Below are 24,926 nucleotides of genomic sequence, written 5' to 3'. Positions count from 1 at the left end.
TACAAGGTATAGCGTCATGAACGACCAGCCTGCTACCCATTCTCGCATTGACGATTCGTCGGCCCACGCCATCATTGAGCGACTCGGGCGCTGGAGTGCGGCCTTCGAGCAGCGACGCCACTCCCAACTGACCTTTATCGAGGCAATCGAAAGCGACGCGCTTGTGCAACTGCGCACGTACTACGCCGAAGATATCGACCCGAATTTCATCCAGGACCTGCTGGATGCTGCTTTGCAGCGCATGGTCACCCAGGAGTCGGTGCTCTATGACGAAGCAGAGCATGGCATCTATCACATCAGCGACGGGGAGCCGCGTGAAGTGCCGCTAGAACGGCGCCAGCAGGTCGAACAACTGGCGGAGAGCATCGGTGGGCGTATGGTTGAAACCTACCGGGACTACCTCACCCGCCACTGGGAGACGAAGCCCCATGGCTTGAGTGATGTGCTCGAGTATCAGAAGCGAATCAGCCAATGTTGCGAGCAGCACTGCATTGATCTTGAAGCCGCGCTGGGCGCGCCGCAAGTCGCCGCGATGACCAGTGCCCAGGTGCGGGCGCTGATTCGGGAGCAGGGGCGGAACTGGCATGCACAGCCTGCGCTGTTGCTCCTCGCCGATGCCGATGAGAAGCAAGTGATCGACAGGCTTGTTCGCAAGCACCTGCCGCAGTGGTATCGCAATTTGAATGCCGAGGACGCCGCGGTGCTGAGTGCCGCTCAGGGCGCTTGCGACGGAGCACAGTCAACACTCGAAAATTTGCTGGGTAGTGCGCGCTCGTTGCGTGAGCATGCGGGAAGCCTGGCGTGCGTCTATCTGCATGAGCATTTCGACCTGCCATTGTCTGCCGACCTCATCACCGTCAAATGCGAACCGTCAGCCACGGAAAATGGGAGCGTCAGGACGCTGACGCTTACCGAGCTGGTGATGGAAGGCGCAATTGACGTGACACAGGTGTACAAGCCGCTGCAGGTGAGCATGCCGTTACTGCATTGCAAGCCGCCTTCAGCTGAGCAACTACAGGGTTTGTTGAGCGAACTCGATGCACCGCACAGCTACGTTGCGACCCTCAAGCAACGCCATCAGGACGCTGAAGTCGGGTTGGCGCAGCTAGAGCTCTATGACTTGCAATTGCGCTACAGCCTGCTGCTTGCCAGCAAGAAAGGGCACGTGTCGGGCGCGCATCATGATCAGGTCATGGCACTGCTCGCCCAGGAGCCGCAAGGCGATGAGATCTGTCCTCTGCAATTGTGGGTGGGCGCAGATTGCAGTGACTTGTTGTTGTTCGCTGTAGCAGATGACGCCTTTGTGCTGTATGCCCCCGGTAAACCCGATGGCCAGGAGTGGATAGAGCTGGTATCACAGCGCGCGCTCAACAGTGAAATCGGTAGTTGGCTGGCGGAAGAAACGGGGCGTCATTATCTGTTGAGCCAGGTTCCCTTCGATCAACGAGCCACGGTCAGCGCATCCATTCTGAGCATCGTGGAAAAACCTTCCGAATGGTCCCTGAGTCTGGATCGCCGGCGAGCCCTGACGGGGTACCAGGCATGCCTGGCCGAGCGGGTGCGCTTGAGCAATAAAAAGGTCGAGGATGAGGTCGAGGCGGCCATTGCACCGCATTACGCACTCAACCTGAACATTGGCCAAAAGCGCGTGATCAACCTGGAAAAGCAGGTGGCGTTGCAAGCTGAGCACGTGTTTGCCGCGTCGATGCAGGATTATGAAGGTTTTCACGCGTTTGCCCGACGTACGGTCGAGACTGCCATCAAGCCTTATCTGGCCGACAAGGGCATTACCGAGCAAGTCGACCCAGAGTCAATTCTGTTCGATCTGCCGTCCACTGACACGCATACGCCGCTGACGATGAACCTGGTCGATCTGGTCTGCTATGGATATGACGACAACTCTGGTCTGGACAACCCGAAAAAGGGCGTGCGCTCCCTGGTTGGCCAGGACCTGAGCGCTCTGCGCAGCCACGATTTTACGCGCTATGCACGTCGCGCTTACGTTGGCGAGAAGTACATCACACACATACGCGAACACTATCTGGACGAGTCCTCGGCGGATTACGCGGCTCGTCGGCGGATGTTCGGTCGTGCGCTGATCTCGGCGATGGACCGCGATTTGCGTCTGGCCAGTATCAAGGCTGAACTCGACCAATCGACCTATATGAAACTGATTGCACTGGTGACGGCGCTGGGGCGGACGCTGAGCCAGCCCGACATCGTCAGTGAGTCGGAAACGGTGGTCGAAAGTTCGGGGGTGTTTCGCTTGTCGATCGACGGCTGTTTCGTACTGGGCGTCTATGTCCTGCGCGATGTGACAGGCGAAGTGGCGACTGACTGGCTGTATACCCCAGACGCCCCGGATAGTGTTCTGCTGCGCCCCTATCAATCCCTGAATGCTACAGGTACGGGTGTGCTCTACGATTATCTGCTCAACCGCGTTACGTTGACCTCCAGAGCCAAAGTCAGCACGCGTCTGAAGAGGTTGGCCAGTGGCGATAGTCATCGTGATTCCCTGCGTGGGCTCAACCAGGTGGTGACGGTTGCCGGGGAGTACAACGCGTTCATCGAGCATGCGCTCGCCGATGTCGAAGATGCGACCCTTGGCAAAGCCGAAGTCATTCGCGCCCAGGTGTTCAAAGGCGTTTTGTTCAGCGCACTGCCATTGCTGGTGTATCCACCGTTCGCCATAACGTTTACTGCCTTCATGACCGCCTCCGCTTTGAAAAAGGCCATCATCGCCCATACCCGATGGGAAACCGCAGTGGCCCTGCAGAACTGGCTTGAAGCGTCGTGGAGTTTGTTGGGGGCGGTGTTGAGTGTGCCGGGAGTGAGCCTGGGAATGCTCAAGTCAGCGCTTGTGCCCTTGCGCCAGGCAGTTGTTCGCCACCCTCAGGTGACGGGGGCGACACGAGCCCCCTCCCTGCAGCTCGACAACTCCTGGGCAGTCAAGAGCAAGCCTGGCGATCTGCACAAGGTGATCGAGGACGGCATCTGGAAGGGCACCTACCGCAGCGGCGCCGAGGGCGCTACCGACGCAGAGCATTTCATCCACTCGGGCGGTCGTTACTACAAGGTCACACACGACGTCGAGCAGGCTACCTTGCGGGTGTTCAAGGCCAATCGCCCGCTGAGCTACCATCGCCAGGCAGTGCGATTGCATGAAGATGGCCGATGGGTTGCCAACAGCACGGGCCTTCGCGGCGGCGATCATGTGCAGGATGCTGGAACCCTGACGCAGGCGCGGCAAATTACCAACGGTGAAGGTGCGCCATCGCAGATACGTGGCGCTCTGCAGGGCGAGGCCGTGGTGGCGCGATACGCGGGGGCGGCGGATGATTACCTGTATACCGTCAATGCACAGTCCTGTGTGGCGGTATCCTTGTACAACCCGGCAACGCGTGCAGGTGCGGTGCTGCATGTTGATCACAATGTCCGCAGCCTGATCGAGCCCGCACTGCGGCAAGTGCTGACGGAGATTGGCGCTGTGCAGAACGGCGCGGGCGTCAGGGCAGTCATGGCCGGCGGCGACTGGTTGGGTGGTGTGGATGTCGGCGGCGTCGTGCGGACGTTGCTCAGGCGCCAGGGAATCCAGGCAAGCTGGCAGCACTGGTCGTTCTCGTCGTGTTTTGGCGGCAGCTATGGCATGACGCTGAACCTGGGGAGCGGGGTTACGCGTGTCTACCGAACGCCTGCGAGGTTGGTCGAGCAAGTGCTTGATCCGATCATGAGGCAGGCCAATTTCCGGGTGCCGGGTGTGCCCGCTCGCGCCTTCAGATTCAAAAGCCGTTTCCGCGTCGGCCCACTGTATGAGCGGTCAGGCGGAGTCGTGGAAGATGCTGCCGGATTGGCGCCTGCCCCGGACGAACTCGCCTTGCAGGCGATCTCCGTGGTGAGCGTCTGACAATCAGGTACCACGCTCATGCGAGTCAGGGTGACCTGCTCGATCCTGCGCAGGTGGCAAAAAAAAACCGATGCCAGATTCTGGCATCGGTTTTTTGTGGCATCCCCGGTTTTTTCTGAAAGGCCAGTGGCTGGCATCGCAGCGGTTGCCGGGCGTGCTACCTCAACAAGCGATCACTCCTGGTTGGCCAGTTTGTGCTCGAGGTAGTGGATGTTGACGCCGCCTTTGCAGAAACCTTCATCACGCACCAGGTCGCGGTGCAGCGGGATGTTGGTCTTGATGCCGTCGACGACGATCTCGTCCAGGGCATTGCGCATGCGCGCCATGGCTTCGTCGCGGTCCTTGCCGTAGGTGATCAGCTTGCCGATCAGCGAGTCGTAGTTCGGCGGAACCGAATAACCGCTGTACAGGTGCGAATCGACGCGTACGCCGTTGCCACCCGGGGCGTGGAAGTGCTTGACCTTGCCTGGGCTCGGGATGAACTTCTTCGGGTCTTCGGCGTTGATCCGGCATTCCAGCGAGTGGCCGCGAATCACCACGTCTTCCTGGCGGAACGACAGCTTGTTGCCAGCGGCGATGCTGAGCATCTCCTTGACGATGTCGATGCCGGTGACCATTTCCGAGACCGGGTGCTCGACCTGGACGCGGGTGTTCATCTCGATGAAGTAGAAACGGCCGTTCTCGTACAGGAACTCGAAAGTACCCGCACCGCGGTAGCCGATCTCGACACAGGCGTCGACGCAACGCTTGAAGACTTCCTGGCGGGCCTTCTCGTCGATGCCCGGGGCCGGGGCTTCTTCCAGCACCTTCTGGTGGCGGCGCTGCAGCGAGCAGTCACGGTCACCCAGGTGAATGGCATTGCCCTGGCCGTCGGACAGCACCTGGACTTCCACGTGACGTGGGTTGGTCAGGAACTTCTCCAGGTACACCATCGGGTTGCCGAACGCAGCACCGGCTTCGGTACGGGTCAGTTTGGCCGAGGAAATCAGGTCCTCTTCCTTGTGCACCACGCGCATGCCGCGACCGCCACCGCCACCGGCGGCCTTGATGATCACCGGGTAGCCGACCTGGCGAGCGATGGCCAGTGCGGTTTCTTCGTCTTCCGGCAGCGGGCCGTCGGAGCCCGGTACGGTCGGAACGCCCGACTTGATCATCGCGTCCTTGGCCGAAACCTTGTCGCCCATCAGGCGAATGGTGTCGGCTTTCGGGCCGATGAAGGCGAAGCCGGAGTTTTCCACCTGTTCGGCAAAGTCGGCGTTTTCCGCGAGGAAGCCGTAGCCCGGGTGGATGGCGGTGGCGCCTGTCACTTCGGCGGCAGCGATGATTGCCGGAATGTGCAGGTAGGAATCCTTGGACGATGCAGGGCCGATGCAGACCGACTCGTCTGCCAGGCCCAGGTGCATCAGTTCACGGTCGGCCGTGGAGTGCACGGCGACGGTCTTGATACCCAGCTCTTTGCAGGCACGCAGGATCCGCAGGGCAATTTCCCCGCGGTTGGCGATCAGAACTTTTTCGAGCTTCCCAGACATCGTTGGCTCTCCGCGAATCAAACGATGGTGAACAGCGGCTGGTCGAACTCAACCGGCTGGCCGTCTTCCACCAGAATGGCGTCGATCACACCGCCGATTTCGGCTTCGATGTGGTTCATCATCTTCATGGCTTCGACGATGCACAGGGTGTCGCCTTTCTTCACGGCCTGGCCCACTTCAGCGAAGTTCGGCGAGGTCGGCGACGGCTTGCGGTAGAAGGTACCGACCATCGGCGAGCGGACCACGGTGCCTTTCAGGGCCGGGGCGGCAGCAGCGGCTTCGGCGGCAGGTGCTGCAGCGGCGACTGGAGCGGCGGCAACCGGGGCGGCCATCGGAGCCGGTGCGTAGAACTGTTGGGCGGCCGGGGTCTTGCTGTTACGGCTGATGCGAACGGACTCTTCGCCTTCCTTGATTTCCAGTTCGTCGATGCCGGACTCTTCCAGCAGTTCGATCAGCTTCTTGACTTTACGGATATCCATTAATCAGCAACTCCCAGTGTTTGGTCGGGGATGTAATTTGAAAACGTGTCGAAAACGTTTCTTCCAAGCCTCGGCCCATTGGGGCCAAAGCCTTGTGTCATCAGGGCTGTGCGTTGGCAGCCAGGTGTTCCAGTGCAGACTCCAGGGCCAGCCGATAGCCGGTGGCGCCCAGGCCGCAGATCACCCCCACGGCAACATCGGAGAAGTACGAGTGGTGACGGAACGGTTCACGCTTGTGCACGTTGGAGAGGTGCACTTCGATGAATGGGATGCTCACCGCAAGCAACGCGTCACGTAATGCGACGCTGGTGTGTGTGAAAGCGGCCGGATTGATCAGGATGAAGTCCACGCCTTCGTTGCGTGCGGCATGGATGCGGTCGATCAATTCGTATTCGGCATTGCTCTGCAGGTATTGCAGGTGGTGGCCGGCGGCGCGGGCGCGTTGCTCCAGGTCCTGGTTGATCTGGGCGAGGGTGGCTGCGCCATAGTGGCCCGGCTCGCGGGTGCCCAGCAGGTTCAGGTTGGGGCCGTGCAGCACCAGTAGGGTTGCCATCTGCGATTCCTTGGTTTTGTAGGGCAATTCGACATAGCGCGGCGATATTGCCGCAACGGGCGTCGAGTGTCCAGTTCCCGGCAATAGCCAGCACGTTGCCCGAGGTTCGCGCAAAGTATGTGACCAGATGATTAACTCTGGTCACTTGCAACGAGATTTTTCACAAGTCGCGGGAAGTTATAGACCGAGTTGGCCGCGCACGCGCGCCAGAACCGCAGCAAAATCGCCGGCGTTTATCTCGCCGATCACCCGATCAGCGGTCAGTTCGCTGCCGTTCGCGGCAAAGAACATCAGCGCCGGTGGGCCGAACAGCTGGTAGCGGTCGAGCAGGGTGCGCTGCTCGGCGTTGCTGTCGGTAATGTCGAAGCGCAGCAGGCGCAAAGCGCCAAGTTGCGCCTGAACCTGCGGTGCGTTCAACACTTCGTGCTCGATCACCTTGCAACTGATGCACCAGTCGGCGTACCAGTCCAGCAGCACCGGCTGGCCGGCGGCCTTGGCTTCGGCCAGGGCGGCATCGAGGGCGGCGGGGGTGGTGAGGGTTTGCCACGCGTCAGCCTTGGCCGGTGCCGTGTTGCCGGCGGCGATGGGTGCCGGCAGCGGGCGCAGCGGGTCGCCCTGGCCGCTGAGGGCGCCGTACCAGCAGGCCAGGGCGTACACCAGCAGGGCCAGGCCGAGCAGTTGCGCCAGGCGCTGGCGGGGGGTCTTGACTACTAACTCCAGGGCGCCGAGGAACAGCGCCACCCCGGCGGCCAGCAGGCCGATCAACAGCAGGGTGGCCGGCCCCGGCAGTACGCGGCTGAGCAGGCCGATGGCCAGGCCCAGCAACAGCACGCCGATGGCATTTTTCACGGTGTTCATCCACGGCCCGCTTTTCGGCAGCCAGGCCGCACCGCCGGTGGCCACCAGCAGCAGCGGGGCGCCCATGCCCAGGCCCAGGGCGAACAGCTTCAAGGCGCCGCCGACGGCATCGCCGCTGGCGCTGATGTACAGCAAGGCGCCGGCCAGGGGCGCCGACACGCAAGGCGACACCAGCAGGCTGGAGAGCACGCCGAGCACGGCTGCGCCCAGCAGCGAGCCGCCCTGGGTGCGGTTGGCAACCTTGTCCAGGCGGTTGCTCAGAGCCTGCGGCAGCTTGATTTCGAACAGGCCGAACATGGCCAGGGCGAACAGCACGAAGAACGCCGCGAACGGCACCAGCACCCAGGCCGACTGCAGCCGCGCCTGCAGGTTGAGCCCTGCGCCGAACAGCCCCATCAGTGCGCCGAGCACGGCGAAGCTGGCGGCCATCGGCAGCACGTAGGCCAGCGACAAGGACAGGCCGCGCAGGCCGCCGACCTGGCCGCGCAGCACCACGCCGGAGAGGATCGGCAGCATCGGCAGCACGCAGGGGGTGAAGGTCAGGCCGATGCCTGCGAGGAAGAACAGCGCCAGGGATTTCCAGCTCCAGCCTTGTTCGGTGCTGCCGGTGCTGGCCGTACCTTCGCCATCGATGCTCAGGCGTTCGGTTTCCGGTGGGTAGCACAGGCCCTTGTCAGCGCAGCCCTGGTAGCCCACCAGCAGGGTGAAGGCGCGCGGGTCGTTGCGCGGCAGGTCGATGTCGACCACGCCGTGGTAAACCTCGACGTCGCCGAAGAATTCGTCGTGCTTGGCTTCGCCCTGGGGGATGTTCGGCGTGCCCAGCTTGATGTCAGCAGGTTCGGTGTGGAACAGGAAGCGGTGGCGGTACAGGTAGTAGCCGTCGGTGGCGACCAGGCGCAGCTTGATGCTTTGCGCATCGGCCTGCACCAGGCTCAGCTTGAAGGCCTCGTGCACCGGCAGGAAGTCGGCATTGTTGGCCGTCGAGGCGGCGCCGAGGGTGGCGCTGGGGCGGTTGTCGAGCAGGCTGCTGGCGAAGGCGGGGCTGGCCAGCAGCAGGAGAAGCAGGAAAAACAGGCGGCGCATGGCGGACTCGCGAGGTGGAACCTGGTGCGCATCATAGCGGAGTTGGCAAGGCAACAGGGCCATTGTGGGCTGTGCGGGCCCTATCGCCGGCTTGCCGGCGATAGGGCCCGCGAAGGTTACAACCGGAACGCGCGCACTGCGGTATTGAGCTCACCACCCAGCTTGAGCAGTTGCTCGCCCTGCTCACGCCCCTCGCCAATGCGTTGCAGGTTGTCCCCGCCCAGCTCGTGAATGCGCGCGCTGTGGTCGCGAATCTCGCTCACCGCGCCGGTCTGCTGCGCGGTCACGTCGGCAATACGCACGGCGGTATCGGCGATGGTGCGGATGGCGGTAACGATCGCGTCCAGTGCGCCGTCAGCCGATTGCGCCTGGTCGGCGGTGGCCTCGGCGTGCTCGAGCTGGGTGCGCATGCCCTCCACCGAATCGCGGGCAGCTTGCTGCAGGCGGTCGATCAGCGCCTGGATTTCGCCGGTGGCACCGGTGGTGCGCTGGGCCAGCGAGCGTACTTCGTCGGCGACCACGGCGAAGCCGCGGCCCATCTCGCCGGCCCGGGCTGCCTCGATGGCGGCGTTCAGTGCCAGCAGGTTGGTCTGTTCGGCAATCGAGCGGATCACCGTCAGCACGCCGCCGATGGTGGCCGACTCCTCGGCCAGTTGTTCGATCATGCGCGCATTGCCCTGCACCTCGTCCACCAGCGAACGCAGGCCCGACAGGCTTTGGCCGATCACCGCCTGGCCCTGCTCGACGGCGCGGCCGGCATCGCGGCTGGCGTCGGCGGCGGCGCTGGCGTCACCGGCCACCTGCTGGATGGTTGCCTCCAGCTCGCCCAGGGCGTCGCGGATCTGCGCGGTATCGCCGGCCTGGCGCTCGGCGCCGTCGTGCAGGGCGCTGCTCATGCCGGCCAGGGCGTGGCTGCTGCCGGCCACTTGCTCGGCGTTGTGGCGGATGGTGCCGACCAGCTCCACCAGGTACTGGCGCAGGCGGTTGAGCGATTCCTGGATATCGTGCAGCTCGCGGTTGGTCTTGCCCAGGGCGATAGCCTGGGCGAAGTCGCCCTCGGCCCAGCGCGACAGCGCCGGGGCGAGGCCTGTGAGGGTGCGCGCCAGGCGCCGTTGCAGGGTGTCGATCAGCAGGGCGATCAACAGGATCAGGCCGATCATCAGCCCCTGCATGATGCGCACCTCGGCGGCGATCTTCGCGTGCTGGCCGCGTACTTCGGGCTCAAGGCCGGCGATGGCCTGTTGCACGGCCTCCAGGCGCTGGTTGGTGCTGGCGGCCAGTTCGGTGCGCCGTTCGATCTGTTCGCGGGTGCGTTGCAGTTCGGCCGGGTAGCGGTTGACCAGGCTCTGCAGCTCGCGCTTCAGGCCCACGGCGACATCTTCCTGCTGGGTGCTGGCTTGTGATTCCAGGCCCATCATGGCTGCGAAGTCGTCGGCGTTGGATTCGGCGGCGCGGGTCACCCCCAGCAGCGGCAGGCCGTCGATGAGCTGGGCCTGGGCGGCGATCAGTTGCAGTTCACGTTCAACCTCGGCGGCCAGTTCGGCGCGGCCACTGCTGACCAGCTTGTCGCGGGCCAGCGACAGGCGGCTCAGGTGCAGGGCGGCGTCGAACAGCGGGGTGAGGTAGCGAATGGCCTCGCTGCTGCCGCTGTCGCGGGCGTAGCTGGCCAGTTGCTCGAAGTTCGCCCCCAGCTCACGCTCGGCCTGCAGCAGCAGGGCCTGCGGGTCGCCGGCCAGCTTGCCGGCGGCCAGCAGTTCGTTGCCGGTGAAGGCTTGCAGGCTGTCCAGGCTTGGGCGCAGCTTGCTGGCCAGCTCGTCCGGCCAGTCGGCCAGGGCGGCTTGCAGGCGGGTGTTGGCCTCCACCGCCGCAGAATGGCGCAAGGCGTCACCGCTGTTCAGGTACGCCTGGATATTGCGTGCGCCTTCGTTCTGGAACTGCTGGGACAGGCCCAGGTAGCGCTCCATCAACTGGTAGGGGCGTTCGAGGGCACGTTGCGACCACCACAGGGTCACGCCCAGGGCGATACACACGGTTACCAGCAACAGGGTATTGAAATTGGTCAGCCACTTCAGGCGCATAGCCGCGAACTTCCTGCGGGGGAGTGGAGAGGTCGGGGCCTGAAGTTATTGCTGTTTTGTGACGAGGTGATGACGGCGGGGGCTTGGCGCCAAAAAAAAGTGGCACTGTGCCGGTATGGGGTTTTGGCCAATGGCCTCATCGCAGGCAAGCCTGCTCCTACAGGGGCTGTGTCGATGCGGACCCTGTAGGAGCAGGCTTGCCTGCGATGAGGCCGGTACCGGTTTAAAGGTCCACCCGCACCACGCAGTTGCGCCCGGCATGCTTGGCCCGGTACAGCGCCTCGTCAGCCGCGCTGGCCATGCTCGGCGCATCCAGCTCGCCATCCAGCTGCACCACCCCGGCGCTGAAGGTGCATTGCAGGTCGTGGGGCTGGGCCGGGTAGTGGATTTCAGCGAAGCGCCGGCGGATCTCGTCCAGCACCTTGTGCGCCGCTTCCAGCGTGGTGTTGGGCATGACGATGGCGAATTCTTCGCCGCCGTAGCGGCCAATGAAGTCGGTCTTGCGCAGGCGCTGCTTGAGGAACAGCGCCAGGCTCTTGATCACCCGGTCGCCCATGGGGTGGCCGTGGCGGTCGTTGATCTTCTTGAAGTGGTCGATGTCGAGCATGGCAAAGCTCAGCGGCTGCGCTTCGCGGCGGGCGCGGAAGCTGCAGTCCTCGAGCAGTTGCAGGATATGGGTGTGGTTGTACAGCCCGGTAAGGCTGTCGCGGACCATGCGCGCCTTCAGGTGGCGGGCACGGGCGGCACGGTTGCGCACGGTGGTGACCAGGTGGCGGGCGCGGATCGGCTTGGTGAGAAAGTCGTCGCCGCCCTCGCTCATGGCATCCAGCTGCTTGTCCAGGTCGTCCTCGGCCGACAGATAGATGATCGGCACGCTGACATAGCGGTCGTTGTGGCGGATCACCTTGGCAAGCTCGGTGCCGGTGCACTCGGGCATGTACATGTCGAGGATGATCAGGTCGGGCTGAAAGTCCGCCAGCTCGCTCATGGTGCGGATCGGCTCGGTGAGGGTGCGGGTGATGATGCCGGCGCTGTTGAGGGTGCGCTCGGTGTGCAGGGCCTGGGCGCGGGAGTCGTCGATCACCAGCACGCGAAACGGCTCGTACTGGGTGGCGCTGGTCAGCAGCTCGACCTTTTCCAGCAGGCTCGAGGCCTCCAGGGTGCCGGTGAGAAACTCCTGGCCGCCCGCGCGCACCGCCGCCAGGCGGGTGCTGGTGTCGGTTTCGTGCAGGCTGAAGAACAGCAGCGGGATGTGCTGCTCCAGGCCTTGCTGGGCCTGGGCTGCCAGTTGCAGGCCGACGCCCGGGCCGCTGAAGTCGACGTCCATGACGATGGCAGACGGCAGCCGCTCGCTCATCGACGCCTGGAACGCCTCGGCGCTGTACAGCGCCTGCACGCCCAAGCCGAAGAACTCCAGCTGCTGGGCCAGGCGCTCGGCGCGGTCGTGGTCCTGCAACACGATGTACACCGGTTTGCGCAGTGGCGGCAGGGGCACGTTGTCGAGCTGGTCGCCCTTGCGCAGGCCGGTGCGCGACAGGCGCTGCATCAGGCGGTTGAGCTCGCCGATCAGTTCGGAGTTGAGCCGCGCGCTGTTGGCCTCGATGGCCCGCAGCGTGTGGCCGATGGCCTGCGACAGGCTGCCGTGCTCGGGCTGTTCGAAGCGTTCGGCGTAGCGTTGCAGGCGCAAGTTGGCTTCGCACAGCTCGCCCAGGTCGGCGCTCGACCATTCGCCACGCTGCAGGCGCTGCCAGATCTCGAGAATCTGCCGGGCCTGGTGGATGACCCGTTGGGCGAAATGCTGCTTGAGGCGCTCGTGGCTCGGCTCGGCTGGCTGGGTCATGTCCTGACTACTTATTAGAGGAGGGGTGCAGGTTCGATGATGGCTCTATGCTAGCACTGCTTTTCCGGCAAGCGAGTGCCTGGCGTCAACAAAGTGTCCCGGGCCCATTATTCAGTTAATGACCCGTTGGTCGCTTATACGAAAGGCGACGTCTGCTTTATAGTGCTGGCACGCGGGCTTGCCGTGGCACCCTGGCCATGGGCTGTGGTCAAAGCCCCTGAACCCGTCATGACTGATCAAGGACAACGCCATGCTGGACTGGAAAAACCGCGAGGCCAAAGCCGAGCCCCGTGAGCGGGCCGAAACCCGTACCTCCGCCACCCGCAGCTACCTCGGTGGCCTGTGGAGCCGCGCCCTGGGCACGCTGATCGGCCTGTACCTGCTGGTGTGCATCGGCCTTGGCTGGTACTGGAGCGAAGAGCCTGCGCTGTTCCCGGTGCAGCAGAACGCCCAGGCCGCCGCCGAGCGCAACGGCCAGCAGATGGTGGTGGGCTACACCACCATCGAGACCCTCAAGACCGTCGCCGGCACCCTGCTCGACAAGCCGGGCGGTTACATTTCCAACGACCGCTTCCCGCCGGGCCTGTGGATGGACAACATGCCCAGCTGGGAGTACGGCGTGCTGGTGCAGGTGCGCGACCTGTCCCGCGCCCTGCGCAAGGACTTCGCCCGCTCGCAGTCGCAGTCCACCGAGGACGCCGACCTGGCCAAGGCCGAGCCGCGCTTCAACTTCGACAACAAGAGCTGGATCCTGCCGTCCAGCGAGTCGGAGTTCGAAGAGGGCATCAAGTCGCTGAACCGTTACCAGGTGCGCCTGGCCAAGGGCGACCAGGGCGCGATCTTCTACACCCGCGCCGACAACCTCAACAACTGGCTGGGTGACGTGGCCACCCGCCTGGGCTCGCTGTCGCAGCGCCTGTCGGCCAGCGTCGGCCGGGTCAAGCTCAACAGCAACCTGAAGACCGAAACCGTGGTCGCAGGCCAGGCGCCGCAGGTGGACGAAGAAGTGGTCGAGACGCCGTGGCTGCAGATCGACAACGTGTTCTACGAAGCCCGTGGCCAGGCCTGGGCGCTGTCGCACCTGCTGCGCGCCATCGAGGTGGACTTTGCCGACGTGCTGGCGAAGAAGAACGCCACGGTCAGCGTGCGGCAGATCATCCGCGAACTGGAAGCCTCGCAGGAGCCGCTGTGGAGCCCGATGGTGCTCAACGGCAGCGGCTTTGGCATGTGGGCCAACCACTCGCTGGTGATGGCCAACTACATCTCCCGCGCCAATGCCGCAGTGATCGACCTGCGCCAACTGCTGTCGCAGGGCTGACATGGCCATCAGCCCAGCCGAGGTCGCGCACCGCGCGGCCTCCGACGCCGAGCTGGTCGCCTGGGTGGATGAGCACGACCAGCCCCTTGGCGGCCTGCCGCGGGCCGAGCTGCGCGAGCGCGGCCTGATCGGGCGCTGCACGTTCATCCTGCTGTTCAACGGCAAGGGCGAGCTGTGCGTGCACCGGCGCACCCTGAGCAAGGCACTGTACCCCGGCTACTGGGATGTGGCGGCGGGGGGCATGGTGACCTGCGGGGAAAGCTACGAAGACTCGGCGGCGCGCGAACTCGAAGAAGAGCTGGGTGTGGGCGGCGTGCCGCTGCGTTTTCACGAGAAGTTCTACTTCGACCAGCCGGGCAACCGGCTGTGGTGCGCGGTGTTTTCGGCGGTGTGGGACGGGCCGTTGCGTCTGCAGCCTGAAGAGGTGATGGAGGCGCGCTTCGTACCGGTGGCCCAAGCCGAGCAGGAGGGCCAGAAGCTGCGCTATTGCCCTGATTCGCTGGTGGCGTTGCAGCGTTACCAGGCGAGCCTCGCCTGAGCGCCGGCACACGTCTGTAGGAGCCGGCTTGCCGGCGATGAGGCCGGCAGCGTTGGCGCAAGGCCTGGGTCTTTTGCTTGCAGGCCCGGCCCTATCGCCGGCAAGCCGGCTCCTACAGGGAGGCGGGTCGCAAAAACTGCGCAAAATGCCGCAATCCGGTACTTAGCAACCGCCTGATTTATCGTTACACTGCGCGCCCTTTTCGGGCTGTCGCAACGCTTTGCGGCAGTAGCGCCGCCCCTGCCAGAGTGGGGCTTCGCGGTCGGGCCCTGGCTCAGGGGTCGACCAGTTTTTGTCCTCAGCACCGAGGATCAAAAGTGGCCAAGAAAGCTTCTTCCTTTTCCGCCCTTGGCGGTCTCGTGTATTCCACCGATGCCGGTCGGCACTGCCCCGACTGTGGCCAGCCGGTGGACGCCTGCACCTGCAAGCAGCAAACCATTCCCGAAGGCGACGGCATTGCCCGTGTGCGCCGTGAAAGCAAAGGCCGTGGCGGCAAGACCGTGACCACCGTCAGCGGCGTGCCGCTGCCGCCGGACCAGCTCAAGGAGCTGGCCGCCACCCTCAAGCGCCGCTGCGGTACGGGCGGTGCGCTGAAGGACGGGGTCATCGAGATCCAGGGCGACCATGTCGAGCTGCTGATCGGTGAGCTGACCAAACAGGGCTTCAAGGCGAAAAAGTCCGGCGGCTGATCCGTCTGCGCGCTTTTTTGCCCAGTGCTTTCTAAACTCGTTGTCGTGGCCAGGGTCTACCCCTGGGCATGGCGAATCGTCATTTTCAGCTTTTACACTGCGCCCGCCCCATGCGGGGCAGTGTCTTCGACTTTTCTATGGGGGACTTGAATGTCCGTACGACGCACACGCAAAGACGATGGTAGCCAATGGACCGTGGCCGACAGCCGCAGTGTTTACGGCATCCGCCATTGGGGCGCTGGTTATTTCGCCATCAATGAAGCCGGGCGCGTCGAAGTGCGCCCCAACGGCCCGCACAGCGCGCCGATCGACCTGTACGAGCAGGTCGACGAGCTGCGCCAGAGCGGCCTGTCGCTGCCGCTGCTGGTGCGCTTCCCGGACATCCTGCAGGACCGCGTGCGCCAACTGACCGGCGCCTTCGATGCCAACATCGCGCGCCTGGAATACCAGAGCCAGTACACCGCGCTGTACCCGATCAAGGTCAACCAGCAGGAAGCGGTGGTAGAGAACATCATCGCCACGCAAAACGTGTCCATCGGCCTTGAGGCCGGCTCCAAGCCCGAACTGCTGGCGGTGCTGGCGCTGGCGCCGAAGGGCGGCACCATCGTCTGCAACGGTTACAAGGACCGCGAATTCATCCGCCTGGCGCTGATGGGCCAGAAGCTTGGCCACAACGTGTTCATCGTCATCGAGAAAGAGTCCGAAGTGGCCCTGGTAATCGAAGAAGCTGCGGAGCTTAAGGTCAAGCCGCAGGTCGGCCTGCGCGTGCGCCTGTCGTCGCTGGCTTCGAGCAAGTGGGCTGACACCGGTGGTGAGAAGTCCAAGTTCGGTTTGTCTGCCGCGCAGCTGATCTCGGTGGTGCAGCGCTTCCGCGACGCCGGCCTTGACCAGGGCATCCGCCTGCTGCACTTCCACATGGGCTCGCAGATCGCCAACCTGGCCGACTACCAGCACGGCTTCAAGGAAGCCATTCGCTACTACGGCGAGCTGCGTGCGCTGGGCCTGCCGGTCGACCATGTCGATGTCGGCGGCGGCCTGGGGGTGGACTACGACGGTACCCACTCGCGCAACGCCAGCTCGATCAACTACGACATGGACGACTACGCAGGCGTCGTGGTGGGCATGCTCAAGGAGTTCTGCGATGCGCAGGGCCTGCCGCACCCGCACATCTTCTCCGAGAGCGGCCGCTCGCTGACCGCCCACCATGCCATGCTGGTGATCCAGGTGACCGACGTCGAGAAGCACAACGACGACGTGCCGACCATCGAGAACAAGGAAGCGCTGCCCGAGACCGTGCAGTGGCTGGCCGACTTGCTTGGCCCTACCGACATCGAGATGGTCACCGAGACCTACTGGCGCGCCACCCACTACATGGGTGACGTGGCCGCGCAGTACGCCGATGGCAAGCTCACCCTGGCTGAGAAAGCCCTGGCCGAGCAGTGCTACTTCGCCGTGTGCCGGCGCCTGCACAACTCGCTCAAGGCCCGCCAGCGCTCGCACCGCCAGGTGCTGGACGAGCTCAACGACAAGCTGGCCGACAAGTACATCTGCAACTTCTCGGTGTTCCAGAGCCTGCCGGACACCTGGGCCATCGGCCAGGTGCTGCCGATCATTCCGTTGCACCGCCTGGACGAAGAGCCGATGCGCCGCGCGGTGCTGCAGGACCTGACCTGCGACTCCGACGGCAAGATCAACCAGTACGTCGACGAGCAGAGCATCGAGACCAGCATGCCGGTGCATGCGGTAAAAGAGGGCGAGGACTACCTGCTGGGCGTGTTCCTGGTGGGGGCTTACCAGGAGATCCTCGGCGACATGCACAACCTGTTCGGTGACACCGATTCGGTGAACATCTACCAGAACGCCGACGGCAGCGTGTACCACGCCGGTATCGAGACCCACGACACCATCGAGGACATGCTGCGCTACGTGCACCTGTCGCCGGAGGAGTTGATGACCCACTACCGCGACAAGGTGGCCAGCGCCAAGATCACCGCGCGTGAGCGCACCCAGTACCTGGATGCGCTGCGGTTGGGGCTGACCCGGTCTTCGTACCTGTCGTCCTGATGACCATTGGCCGCTCCTGCGCGATTTTGTAGGAGCGGCCTTGTGTCGCGAAATGAGGGCGAAGCCCTCACCGAATTCACACGCCGAAATGATCCAGGCGCGATCGTCGCCTACCCCGGGTCTACCTTATGAATGCAATGTTCAAAGGATCCGGACATGGAAGGTCAAGGCAATCATCGTTTGCGCCGAGGGCGCTATTCGGAGCCAGGCAGGCTCTACTTGCTCACTACTGCCACCCAAAACCGTGCCCCGCTATTCAGGAATCTGCTCTTTGCCCGAGCGGTGATTCAGCAGCTCCAGATAAGCGATGAGAAGGGCATGTGCCGGTCGTTGGCATGGGTTCTGATGCCCGATCATTTGCACTGGCTTATTGAACTTGGCACCGACAGTCTAGGAAGCCTGATGTGTGCATTCAAATCGCGAAGCAGTTGTGCTCTTTATCAGGCAGGGGCTGAGCGCCAGCACATTTGGCAGCGTGGTTATCATGACCGGGCTTTGCGGCGAGATGAGGATGTGAGGGCTGCGGCGCGCTATATCGTTGCCAATCCCATCCGTGCGGGGCTGGTCCGGCGTGCCGGCGACTATCCACATTGGGATTGCGTGTGGCTGTAGGTCAGCAGGTGAGGGCTTCGCCCTCATTTCGCGACACAAGGCCGCTCCTACACGGCATCGCGCAACCGCGTTCTTCTGTAGGAGCGGCCTCGTGTCGCGAAAGGGCCGCAGCGCGGCCCCTTCGTCACTGAACCCAACGCCCCTCTTTCTGCAACCGCCACCCCAAAAACGCCAACCACAACCCATGGTTGCCCAACCCGCTCAACCCCAGCGCAAAGGGTAGGGCGATCAGCACAGCAGCCAGCATCGCATTGCGCATCTCGCGCGCCGGGGTGGCACCGATGAACAGCCCGTCCAGCAGGTAGCTCTACACCGCGATCAACGGTAACTCGCAGGCTTTTTCATTCGAGGGGTTCAAGGTGCATGGGGTGTCGCCTGGTCCATCTTGCTGTCCAGTTCAACCGTTACCGGTATGGCCTGTTCGCCTTCGTGCAGTATCGCGAGGCTTGAATAGCGATACACGGTGTCGTGGGTGCGAGCCTGAATCTGGGTGCCATTCACGGCAATGACAGCCTTGGATTGTCGGGTAACCAGAAAGGCGGACCGGGGGTCAAGACGGGTGAGCAACTGGCTTTCGTCGTCGACCTTTTCATGGACGAAGTAGAAGTAAGTCATGCCCACCGTGGCCCCGGCGCTGTCGCTCAGTACTTCATAGACGGCGCTGTTCTGGCCAATGGCGGTCGTAGTGATGACCCGGTCCAGGGATGGGCGGTTTTCTCGGGTGGCAAGCATCCACAGAGCTTGTGCAACCACGACAAGGCTTAGCGCCATGAGCGCTGATCTAGTAACCCATGGGTTTTGCATATTCGATTCCGGGGGCGGAAGGTGGGTACATGACGGTCCTTGCTCATTGGTTGAATGTGAACCCCGTCCATGGGGTTTCCAGTCTTCAACCAGCGCTTGCCGAACGTCAATGAACAAGGTGTTTGGCGTTGTAGTCCAGCGCTACCCAAGCCATTGGTCGTTCTTGCGCAACCGCATACCAACCCACCCCAAGGTAGCCGCCCGCAACGCCATGAACCCCAAAAACGCCAGCCACAACCCATGGTTGCCCAGCCCGCTCAACCCCAACGCAAAGGGCAAGGCGATCAGCACCGCGGCCAGCATCGCATTGCGCATCTCCCGCGCCCGGGTGGCGCCGATGAACAGCCCGTCCAGCAGGTAGCTCCACACCGCGACCAACGGCAGCAGCGCCAGGTACGGCAGGTAGGGGTAGGCCGCCTCGCGTACGCTGGCGATGTCGGTCTGCAGGTCGATGAACAGGTGCCCGCCCAGCAGGAACAGCCCGGCAAAGCCCAGGCTGACGATCAGCGACCAGCCGCAGGCCACCACCAGCGAGCGCTGCAGCGCCTCGCGGTCGCGCGCGCCGATGGCGTGGCCGCACAGCGCCTCCACTGCGTGCGCCAGGCCGTCGAGGGCGTAGGCGGTGAGCAGCAGGCCGTTGAGCAGCAACGCGTTGGCTGCCACCGTGGCCTCGCCCAGGCGCGCGCCCTGCACGGTGATCAGCAAAAACACCAGTTGCAGCGCCAGGCTGCGCAGGAAGATGTCGCGGTTCACCGCCAGCAATGGCCGCCAGGCCTGCCAGCGCTTGAGCGCCGCCCAGGCGATGCGCCCCGGGTAGGCGCGCAGCGCCGGGCGGGTGAGGGCCATGCCCAGCAGTGCACCGCTCCATTCGGCGATCACCGAGGCCCGCGCCGAGCCCACCACGCCCCAGTCCAGCCCCAGCACGAACCACAGGTTCAGGGCGATGTTCAGCAGGTTGGTGGTCAACAGAATCGCCAGCGGCGCCCGGGCGTTCTGGGTGCCGAGGAACCAGCCCACCAGCGCATAGCTGGCCAGCGCCGCCGGCAGCCCCAGCAGGCGGGTATGGAAGAACGCTTCGGTGGCGCTATGCAGCGCCTCGCTCGGTTGCATCGCCTGCAGCGCCAGCTGGCTGAAGGGCAGCGCCAGCAGACCGATCAGCAGGGCAAAACCCAGCGCCAGCAACAACCCCTGCACCAGCACCTGGCGCAGCGCGGCACCGTCGGCGCGGCCGGCGGCCTGGGCGGCAAAACCGGTGGAGCCCATGCGCAAAAAGCCCATCAACCCGATCATGAAGGTGAACAGCGTGGCGCCCACCGCCACCGCGCCGAGCTGGTGGGCATGGGGCAGGTGGCCGATCACCGTGCTGTCGACCAAGGCCACCAACGGCACCGAGATGTTCGACAGGATCATCGGCGCGGCCAGGCCCCAGACCTTGCGGTGGGTCGGGCGGTGCTGCCAGGCGGTGGACAGTGGGGGCATGCGGGCTCCAGCGGAACAGAGGGGCAATCGCCAGCGGGTGTGCACTGCGATTGGGCGAGCATTGTACCGGCCAGGCAACCAATCCGCGCGAACAGAGTCTCACTTGCCACGCATTGCCAGGTAACCCGCCCGGCCTTGCGCTATAGTTGCTGCCCTCACGTACACACCGCCAAAGAGTTCCCACTCAAATGCTCAACAAAGGATTGTTGCTGGCCTGCGCGCTGGCCCTGCTCAGTGCCTGTGATTCCTCCACGCCAGGCAAGTCTCCGGCGCCCACAGACCAACCCGCCGCCACCGCGCCTGCCGAAAAACCGGCCGCCAAGCGCGAAGACCCGGCCGTGCTCGCCAAGCGCTACGCCGGCCGCGAGCTGACGGTGCTGGATGTTTCCGAGGTGCAACTGGACGGTGCCAGCACCCTGTCTGTCAGCGTGTCTGCGCCGCTGGATGCCAACCAGGACTTCGCCGGCAAGCTGCACCTGGTGGATACCGTCAAGGGCAAGGTCGACGGCGCCTGGGAACTCTCCGACAACCAGATGGAACTGCGCCTGCGCCACCTGGAGCCGCAGCGCAAGATGGTCCTGACCATCGACAAGGGCCTGCTGTCGGTCAACGGCAACAGCCTGCAGGCCGAGTCTGTCAGCCGCTTCGAAACCCGCGACATGCAGCCCACCATCGGCTTTGCCAGCCGCGGCTCGCTGCTGCCCACGCGCCTGGCCGAAGGCCTGCCGGTGATCGCGCTGAACGTCGACAAGGTCGATGTCGAGTTCTTCCGGGTCAAACCTGAAATGCTCTCGACCTTCCTGGCCAACTGGGGGCGCAACTCCAGCCTGTACTACTACCAGTCCAAAGAAACCCTGGACATGGCCGACCTGGTCTACGGTGGCCGCTTCGACCTCAACCCGGCGCGCAACACCCGCGAGACCGTGCTGCTGCCGATTGCCGGGATCAAGCCGTTGCAGGAGCCGGGCGTCTACCTGGCGGTGATGCGTGCCTCGGGCACCTACGACTATTCGCAGCCGGCAACGCTGTTCACCTTGAGTGATATCGGCCTGTCTGCCCACCGCTACCGCGACCGCCTGGACGTGTTCGCCCAGGCGCTGGAAGGCGGCAAGGCGCTCAACGGCGTGACCCTCGAGCTGCACGACGAAAAAGGCAAGCTGCTGGCCCAGGCCAAGACCGACGGCGAGGGCCACGCCCAGCTGCCGATCACTGCCAAGGCCGATACCCTGATTGCCACGCAAGGGGTGCACACCACCCTGCTGCGGCTGAATACCGCCGCCCTGGACCTGGCCGAATTCGACATCACCGGCCCCCAGGCCAACCCGTTGCAGTTCTTCATTTTCGGCCCGCGCGACCTGTACCGCCCGGGCGAGACGGTGCTGCTCAACGGCCTGCTGCGTGACCAGGACGGCAAGCCGGTCAAGGCCCAGCCGGTGAACGTGGAAGTGCGTCGCCCCGATGAGCAGGTCAGCCGCAAGTTCGTCTGGGAGGCCGACCAGAACGGCCTGTTCCAGTACCAGCTGCAACTGGCCAGCGAAGCCCCCACCGGCCGCTGGCAACTGCTGCTGGACTTCGGCGGTGGGCGCAAGCAGGTGTACGAGTTCCTCGTCGAGGACTTTTTGCCCGAGCGCCTGGCGCTGGAGCTCAAGGGCAGCAGCACGCCGCTGTCGCCTGAACAAACCGCGACCATCCAGGTCAACGGCCGCTACCTCTACGGCGCCCCGGCCGCCGGCAACCGCCTGAGCGGCCAGGCCTACGTGCGCCCGCTGCGTGAAGCGGTCAAGGCGTTGCCTGGCTACCAGTTTGGTGCAGTGACCGAAACCGAACTGAACCAGGACCTGGAGCTGGACGAAGTCACCCTCGACCAGAACGGCAAGGCCCGTATCGATATCGAAAGCCGCTGGAGCGAAGCCCGCTCGCCGCTGCAACTGACCGTGCAGGCCAGCCTGCAGGAGTCCGGTGGCCGGCCGATTACCCGCCGCCTGGAGCAACCGATCTGGCCTGCCGACCGCCTGCCGGGCCTGCGCGGCCTGTTCGACGGTGAAGAGACCGACGGCGACGGCCCGGTCGAATTCGAGTTTCTGCTGGCTGACCGCGACGGCAAGAAGCTCGCCGCCGACAACCTCAAGGTGCGGCTGATTCGCGAGCGCCGCGACTACTACTGGAACTACTCGCAGAGCGATGGCTGGAGCTACAACTACAACGAGAAGTTCCTCACCCAGGATGAACAGACCGTCAGCGTCAAGGCCGGCTCCACCGCCAAGCTGAACTTCCAGGTGGAGTGGGGCCCGTACCGCGTCGAGGTGGAAGACCCGCAGACCGGTATCGTCTCCAGCGAGCGCTTCTGGGCCGGTTACCGCGCCCAGGACAACGCCGAAGGCGGCGCCGTGCGCCCCGATCAGGTGAAGATCGCCCTGGACAAGCCCGCGTATGCCGATGGCGCCACTGCCAAGGTCACCGTTACCCCGCCGGCCGCAGGTACTGGCTACCTGATGATCGAGTCCAGCGATGGCCCGCTGTGGTGGCAGGAGATCGACGTGCCCGCCGAAGGCAAGACCTTCGACGTTGCTTTGGACAAAAAGTGGGCGCGCCACGACCTGTACATCAGTGCCCTGGTGATCCGCCCGGGCGAGCGCAAGGCCAATGCCACCCCGAAACGCGCCGTGGGCGTGCTGCACCTGCCGCTGGACCGCGCCGAGCGCAAGCTCGCCGTGACGCTGCAGGCGCCGGAGAAAATGCGCCCCAAACAACCGCTGACGGTGAAGTTCAAGGCCGCCAATGCCGACGGCAGCGTGCCCAAGCAAATCCATGTGCTGTTGTCGGCCGTGGACGTGGGCATTCTCAACATCACCGACTTCAAGACCCCCGACCCGTTCGCCAGCCTGTTCGGCCGCAAGGCCTACGGCGCTGATCAGCTGGACATCTACGGCCAGCTGATCGAAGCCGGCCAGGGCCGCCTGGCCAGCCTGGCCTTCGGTGGTGACGCCGCCATGGCCAAGGGCGGCAAGCGCCCCAACACCACGGTGACCATCGTCGCCCAGCAAAGCCTGCCGGTTACCCTGGATGACAAGGGCGAAGGCCAGGCCACGGTGGATATCCCCGACTTCAACGGCGAGCTGCGCCTGATGGCCCAGGCCTGGACCGACGAACACTTCGGCATGGCCGAGGGCAAGACCGTGGTGGCCGCGCCGCTGATCGCCGAGCTGTCGGCACCGCGCTTCTTGGCTGGCGGCGACCGCACCAGCCTGGCGCTGGACCTGGCCAACCTGTCCGGCCGCGCCCAACAACTGAACGTGCAACTGAGCACCGAGGGCCAGCTCAACCTTGCCGGCAACGCCCAGCAGAGCATCACCCTGGCCGAGGGCCAGCGCACTACCCTGATGATCCCGGTGCAGGCCCAGGGCGGCCTGGGGCAGGGCAAGGTGAAGGTGCAGGTCAATGGCCTGCAACTGCCCGGCGAGCCGGCCAACGCCTTCGAGCGTGAATGGACCCTGGGCATCCGCCCGGCCTACCCGGCCATGCTCAAGCACTACCGCGTGGCCCTTAAAGACCAGCCGTGGAGCCTGCCGGAAAGCGACCTGGCCGAGTTCGAACCCGCGGGCCTTGAAGCCAGCCTTGCGCTGTCGAGCCGCCCGCCGCTGAACCTGGCCGAGCAGATTCGCGCGCTTGAAGCTTACCCCTACGGTTGCCTGGAGCAGACCACCAGCGGCCTGTACCCGTCGCTGTACGCCGACGCCGACAGCCTCAAGCGCCTAGGCATCAAGGGCGAGCCGGCCGATGTGCGCAAGCGCAAGATCGAGATGGGTATCGAGCACCTGCTGGGCATGCAGCGCTACAACGGCAGCTTCGGCCTGTGGAGTTCGGACAGCGAGGAGGAGTACTGGCTGACCGCCTACGTCACCGACTTCCTGCTGCGCGCCCGCGAGCAAGGTTACGGTGTGCCGGCCGAGGTGCTGAAAAAGGCCAGCGAGCGCCTGCTGCGCTACGTGCAGGAGCGCAACCTGATCGAGGTGGACTACAGCCAGAACGCCGACCACACCCGCTTCGCCGTGCAGGCCTATGCCGGCCTGGTGCTTGCCCGCAGCCAGCAGGCGCCGCTGGGCGCCTTGCGCAGCCTGTTCGAGCGCCGCGCCGACGCGCGCTCGGGCCTGCCGCTGGTGCAGCTGGCGGTGGCGCTGGACAAGATGGGCGACAAGCCGCGCTCGCAGCAGGCGTTGCAGGCGGGGCTTGCGATCACCCGCAGCAAGGGCTGGATGGCCGACTACGGCAGTGCACTGCGTGACCAGGCGCTGATCCTGGCGCTGTTGCAGGAGAACAACCTGGCCGGTAACCAGGTCGACCAGCGCCTGTTCGGGCTGTCTGATGAACTGGCGGCCAACCGCTGGTTGTCGACCCAGGAGCGCAACGCGCTGTTCCTTGCCGGGCGCGGCCTGCTGGGCAAACCCGAAGGCAGCTGGAAGGCGCGCCTGGACAGTGCCGGTGAAGTTCGCGAGTTCAATAACACCGACTCGGGCATGAAGCTCGAAGGCCCGTTGCTGGCATCCCCCTTGACCGTGCAGAACGAGGGCAGCGACACCCTGTACCAGCAGTTGACCCTGTCCGGTTACCCGCGCCAGGCACCGGCTGCCAGCGGCAACGGCATGGAGATCCGCCGCGAGTACCTGGGCATGAACGGCCAGCCGCTGGATGTGCGCAACCTGCGCAGCGGCGACCTGGTGCTGGTGCACCTGGCGCTCAAGGCCCAGGACCGCGTGCCGGACGCCCTGGTGGTGGACCTGCTGCCGGCGGGCCTGGAGCTGGAAAACCAGAACCTTGCGCAGAGCGCCGCCAGCCTGGACAACGCCAGCAGCGCGGTGAAGCAGTGGCGCGACTCGATGCAGAACGCAAGCGTAGTGCACCAGGAGTACCGCGATGACCGCTACGTCGCGGCCCTCAAGCTGGACAGCTACGGCACCACCCACCTGCTGTACCTGGCCCGTGCGGTAACCCCGGGCAGCTACCGCATTCCGCCGCCGCAGGTGGAGTCGATGTACCGGCCGAACCTGCAGGCAGTGGGGGATAGCCAGGGTGAGATGACGGTGCGCGCCCGCTGACCTGA

At 64.5% G+C, this 24,926-nt stretch carries 15 protein-coding genes and 1 pseudogene; 7 read left to right on the top strand and 9 right to left on the bottom strand.

What is annotated here, in order from left to right; translation table 11 throughout:
• Positions 1-16: 16 nt before the first annotated feature.
• Positions 17-3,904, top strand: coding sequence for a dermonecrotic toxin domain-containing protein (locus ACI2KK_RS14080; protein WP_404669327.1), 3,888 nt, complete (start codon positions 17-19; stop codon positions 3,902-3,904).
• Positions 3,905-4,077: 173 nt separating this feature from the next.
• Here the strand turns inward: ACI2KK_RS14080 and accC are convergent, their stop codons facing one another.
• The 6 genes from accC to ACI2KK_RS14050 all read right to left on the bottom strand — a co-directional run bounded on the left by accC (position 4,078) and on the right by ACI2KK_RS14050 (position 12,324).
• On the bottom strand, positions 4,078-5,433 hold the full coding sequence (gene accC / locus ACI2KK_RS14075) for an acetyl-CoA carboxylase biotin carboxylase subunit (protein ID WP_404669326.1): 1,356 nt from the start codon (positions 5,431-5,433) through the stop codon (positions 4,078-4,080).
• 17 nt (positions 5,434-5,450) lie between these two features.
• The gene (gene accB, locus ACI2KK_RS14070) at positions 5,451-5,912 is read right to left on the bottom strand and encodes an acetyl-CoA carboxylase biotin carboxyl carrier protein (RefSeq protein WP_217887405.1); all 462 of its coding nucleotides are present in this window, start codon (positions 5,910-5,912) and stop codon (positions 5,451-5,453) included.
• Positions 5,913-6,012: 100 nt separating this feature from the next.
• The gene (aroQ, locus tag ACI2KK_RS14065; protein WP_011535870.1) at positions 6,013-6,465 is read right to left on the bottom strand and encodes a type II 3-dehydroquinate dehydratase; all 453 of its coding nucleotides are present in this window, start codon (positions 6,463-6,465) and stop codon (positions 6,013-6,015) included.
• Positions 6,466-6,642: 177 nt separating this feature from the next.
• Positions 6,643-8,406, bottom strand: coding sequence for a protein-disulfide reductase DsbD (locus tag ACI2KK_RS14060; protein WP_404669325.1), 1,764 nt, complete (start codon positions 8,404-8,406; stop codon positions 6,643-6,645).
• A 116-nt stretch (positions 8,407-8,522) separates the two neighbouring features.
• A complete protein-coding gene (locus ACI2KK_RS14055; protein WP_404669367.1) occupies positions 8,523-9,302 on the bottom strand; it encodes a methyl-accepting chemotaxis protein in 780 nt (259 codons plus the stop codon).
• 1,405 nt (positions 9,303-10,707) lie between these two features.
• Positions 10,708-12,324, bottom strand: a complete 1,617-nt coding sequence (locus tag ACI2KK_RS14050) for a PleD family two-component system response regulator (RefSeq protein WP_217887408.1) — start codon at positions 12,322-12,324, stop codon at positions 10,708-10,710.
• A gap of 250 nt (positions 12,325-12,574) precedes the next feature.
• On the opposite strand from ACI2KK_RS14050, the gene ACI2KK_RS14045 reads away from it, so the two are divergent.
• The 5 genes from ACI2KK_RS14045 to ACI2KK_RS14025 all read left to right on the top strand — a co-directional run bounded on the left by ACI2KK_RS14045 (position 12,575) and on the right by ACI2KK_RS14025 (position 17,545).
• The gene (locus tag ACI2KK_RS14045) at positions 12,575-13,642 is read left to right on the top strand and encodes a DUF2333 family protein (RefSeq protein WP_404669324.1); all 1,068 of its coding nucleotides are present in this window, start codon (positions 12,575-12,577) and stop codon (positions 13,640-13,642) included.
• 1 nt (position 13,643) lies between these two features.
• Positions 13,644-14,180, top strand: coding sequence for an NUDIX hydrolase (locus ACI2KK_RS14040; RefSeq protein ID WP_404669323.1), 537 nt, complete (start codon positions 13,644-13,646; stop codon positions 14,178-14,180).
• A gap of 317 nt (positions 14,181-14,497) precedes the next feature.
• Complete coding sequence (locus ACI2KK_RS14035; RefSeq protein WP_217840492.1) at positions 14,498-14,869, top strand: translation initiation factor Sui1; 372 nt, start codon at positions 14,498-14,500, stop codon at positions 14,867-14,869.
• A 150-nt stretch (positions 14,870-15,019) separates the two neighbouring features.
• Entirely contained in the window at positions 15,020-16,933 is a 1,914-nt protein-coding gene (gene speA / locus ACI2KK_RS14030) for an arginine decarboxylase (RefSeq protein WP_217886651.1), read from the top strand.
• 156 nt (positions 16,934-17,089) lie between these two features.
• Positions 17,090-17,545, top strand: a complete 456-nt coding sequence (locus ACI2KK_RS14025; protein ID WP_404669322.1) for an REP-associated tyrosine transposase — start codon at positions 17,090-17,092, stop codon at positions 17,543-17,545.
• 124 nt (positions 17,546-17,669) lie between these two features.
• Here the strand turns inward: ACI2KK_RS14025 and ACI2KK_RS14020 are convergent.
• The 3 genes and pseudogenes from ACI2KK_RS14020 to ACI2KK_RS14010 form a co-directional block, all read right to left on the bottom strand.
• Positions 17,670-17,873, bottom strand: a pseudogene (locus ACI2KK_RS14020) (MATE family efflux transporter); the annotation flags it as partial.
• Between the two features lie 26 nt (positions 17,874-17,899).
• Positions 17,900-18,349: a hypothetical protein gene (locus tag ACI2KK_RS14015; RefSeq protein ID WP_404669321.1), complete on the bottom strand. Its 450-nt coding sequence runs from the start codon at positions 18,347-18,349 to the stop codon at positions 17,900-17,902.
• A gap of 141 nt (positions 18,350-18,490) precedes the next feature.
• Positions 18,491-19,828: an MATE family efflux transporter gene (locus ACI2KK_RS14010; protein ID WP_404669320.1), complete on the bottom strand. Its 1,338-nt coding sequence runs from the start codon at positions 19,826-19,828 to the stop codon at positions 18,491-18,493.
• Between the two features lie 188 nt (positions 19,829-20,016).
• Between ACI2KK_RS14010 and ACI2KK_RS14005 the strand changes: the two genes are divergently transcribed.
• Positions 20,017-24,921, top strand: a complete 4,905-nt coding sequence (locus tag ACI2KK_RS14005) for an alpha-2-macroglobulin family protein (RefSeq protein ID WP_404669319.1) — start codon at positions 20,017-20,019, stop codon at positions 24,919-24,921.
• The last annotated feature ends 5 nt before the right edge of the window (positions 24,922-24,926 follow it).

The sequence above is a fragment of the Pseudomonas sp. NPDC089406 genome (assembly GCF_044900265.1).
Classification (GTDB): domain Bacteria; phylum Pseudomonadota; class Gammaproteobacteria; order Pseudomonadales; family Pseudomonadaceae; genus Aquipseudomonas; species Aquipseudomonas fakonensis.
The sequence above is the reverse complement of the archived record's forward strand: the minus strand, read 5'-3'. Positions and strand labels throughout refer to the sequence as shown.

Bases quoted from the DNA above. Each gene is read 5' to 3' on its own strand.
- accC (WP_404669326.1), bottom strand. From the start codon at position 5,433: ATGTCTGGGAAGCTCGAAAAAGTTCTGATCGCCAACCGCGGGGAAATT.
- ACI2KK_RS14040 (WP_404669323.1), top strand. From the start codon at position 13,644: ATGGCCATCAGCCCAGCCGAGGTCGCGCACCGCGCGGCCTCCGACGCC.
- ACI2KK_RS14060 (WP_404669325.1), bottom strand. From the start codon at position 8,406: ATGCGCCGCCTGTTTTTCCTGCTTCTCCTGCTGCTGGCCAGCCCCGCC.
- ACI2KK_RS14010 (WP_404669320.1), bottom strand. From the start codon at position 19,828: ATGCCCCCACTGTCCACCGCCTGGCAGCACCGCCCGACCCACCGCAAG.
- ACI2KK_RS14055 (WP_404669367.1), bottom strand. From the start codon at position 9,302: ATGAGCAGCGCCCTGCACGACGGCGCCGAGCGCCAGGCCGGCGATACC.
- ACI2KK_RS14005 (WP_404669319.1), top strand. From the start codon at position 20,017: ATGCTCAACAAAGGATTGTTGCTGGCCTGCGCGCTGGCCCTGCTCAGT.
- speA (WP_217886651.1), top strand. From the start codon at position 15,020: ATGTCCGTACGACGCACACGCAAAGACGATGGTAGCCAATGGACCGTG.
- aroQ (WP_011535870.1), bottom strand. From the start codon at position 6,465: ATGGCAACCCTACTGGTGCTGCACGGCCCCAACCTGAACCTGCTGGGC.
- ACI2KK_RS14080 (WP_404669327.1), top strand. From the start codon at position 17: ATGAACGACCAGCCTGCTACCCATTCTCGCATTGACGATTCGTCGGCC.
- ACI2KK_RS14025 (WP_404669322.1), top strand. From the start codon at position 17,090: ATGGAAGGTCAAGGCAATCATCGTTTGCGCCGAGGGCGCTATTCGGAG.
- ACI2KK_RS14045 (WP_404669324.1), top strand. From the start codon at position 12,575: ATGCTGGACTGGAAAAACCGCGAGGCCAAAGCCGAGCCCCGTGAGCGG.
- ACI2KK_RS14050 (WP_217887408.1), bottom strand. From the start codon at position 12,324: ATGACCCAGCCAGCCGAGCCGAGCCACGAGCGCCTCAAGCAGCATTTC.
- accB (WP_217887405.1), bottom strand. From the start codon at position 5,912: ATGGATATCCGTAAAGTCAAGAAGCTGATCGAACTGCTGGAAGAGTCC.
- ACI2KK_RS14015 (WP_404669321.1), bottom strand. From the start codon at position 18,349: ATGCAAAACCCATGGGTTACTAGATCAGCGCTCATGGCGCTAAGCCTT.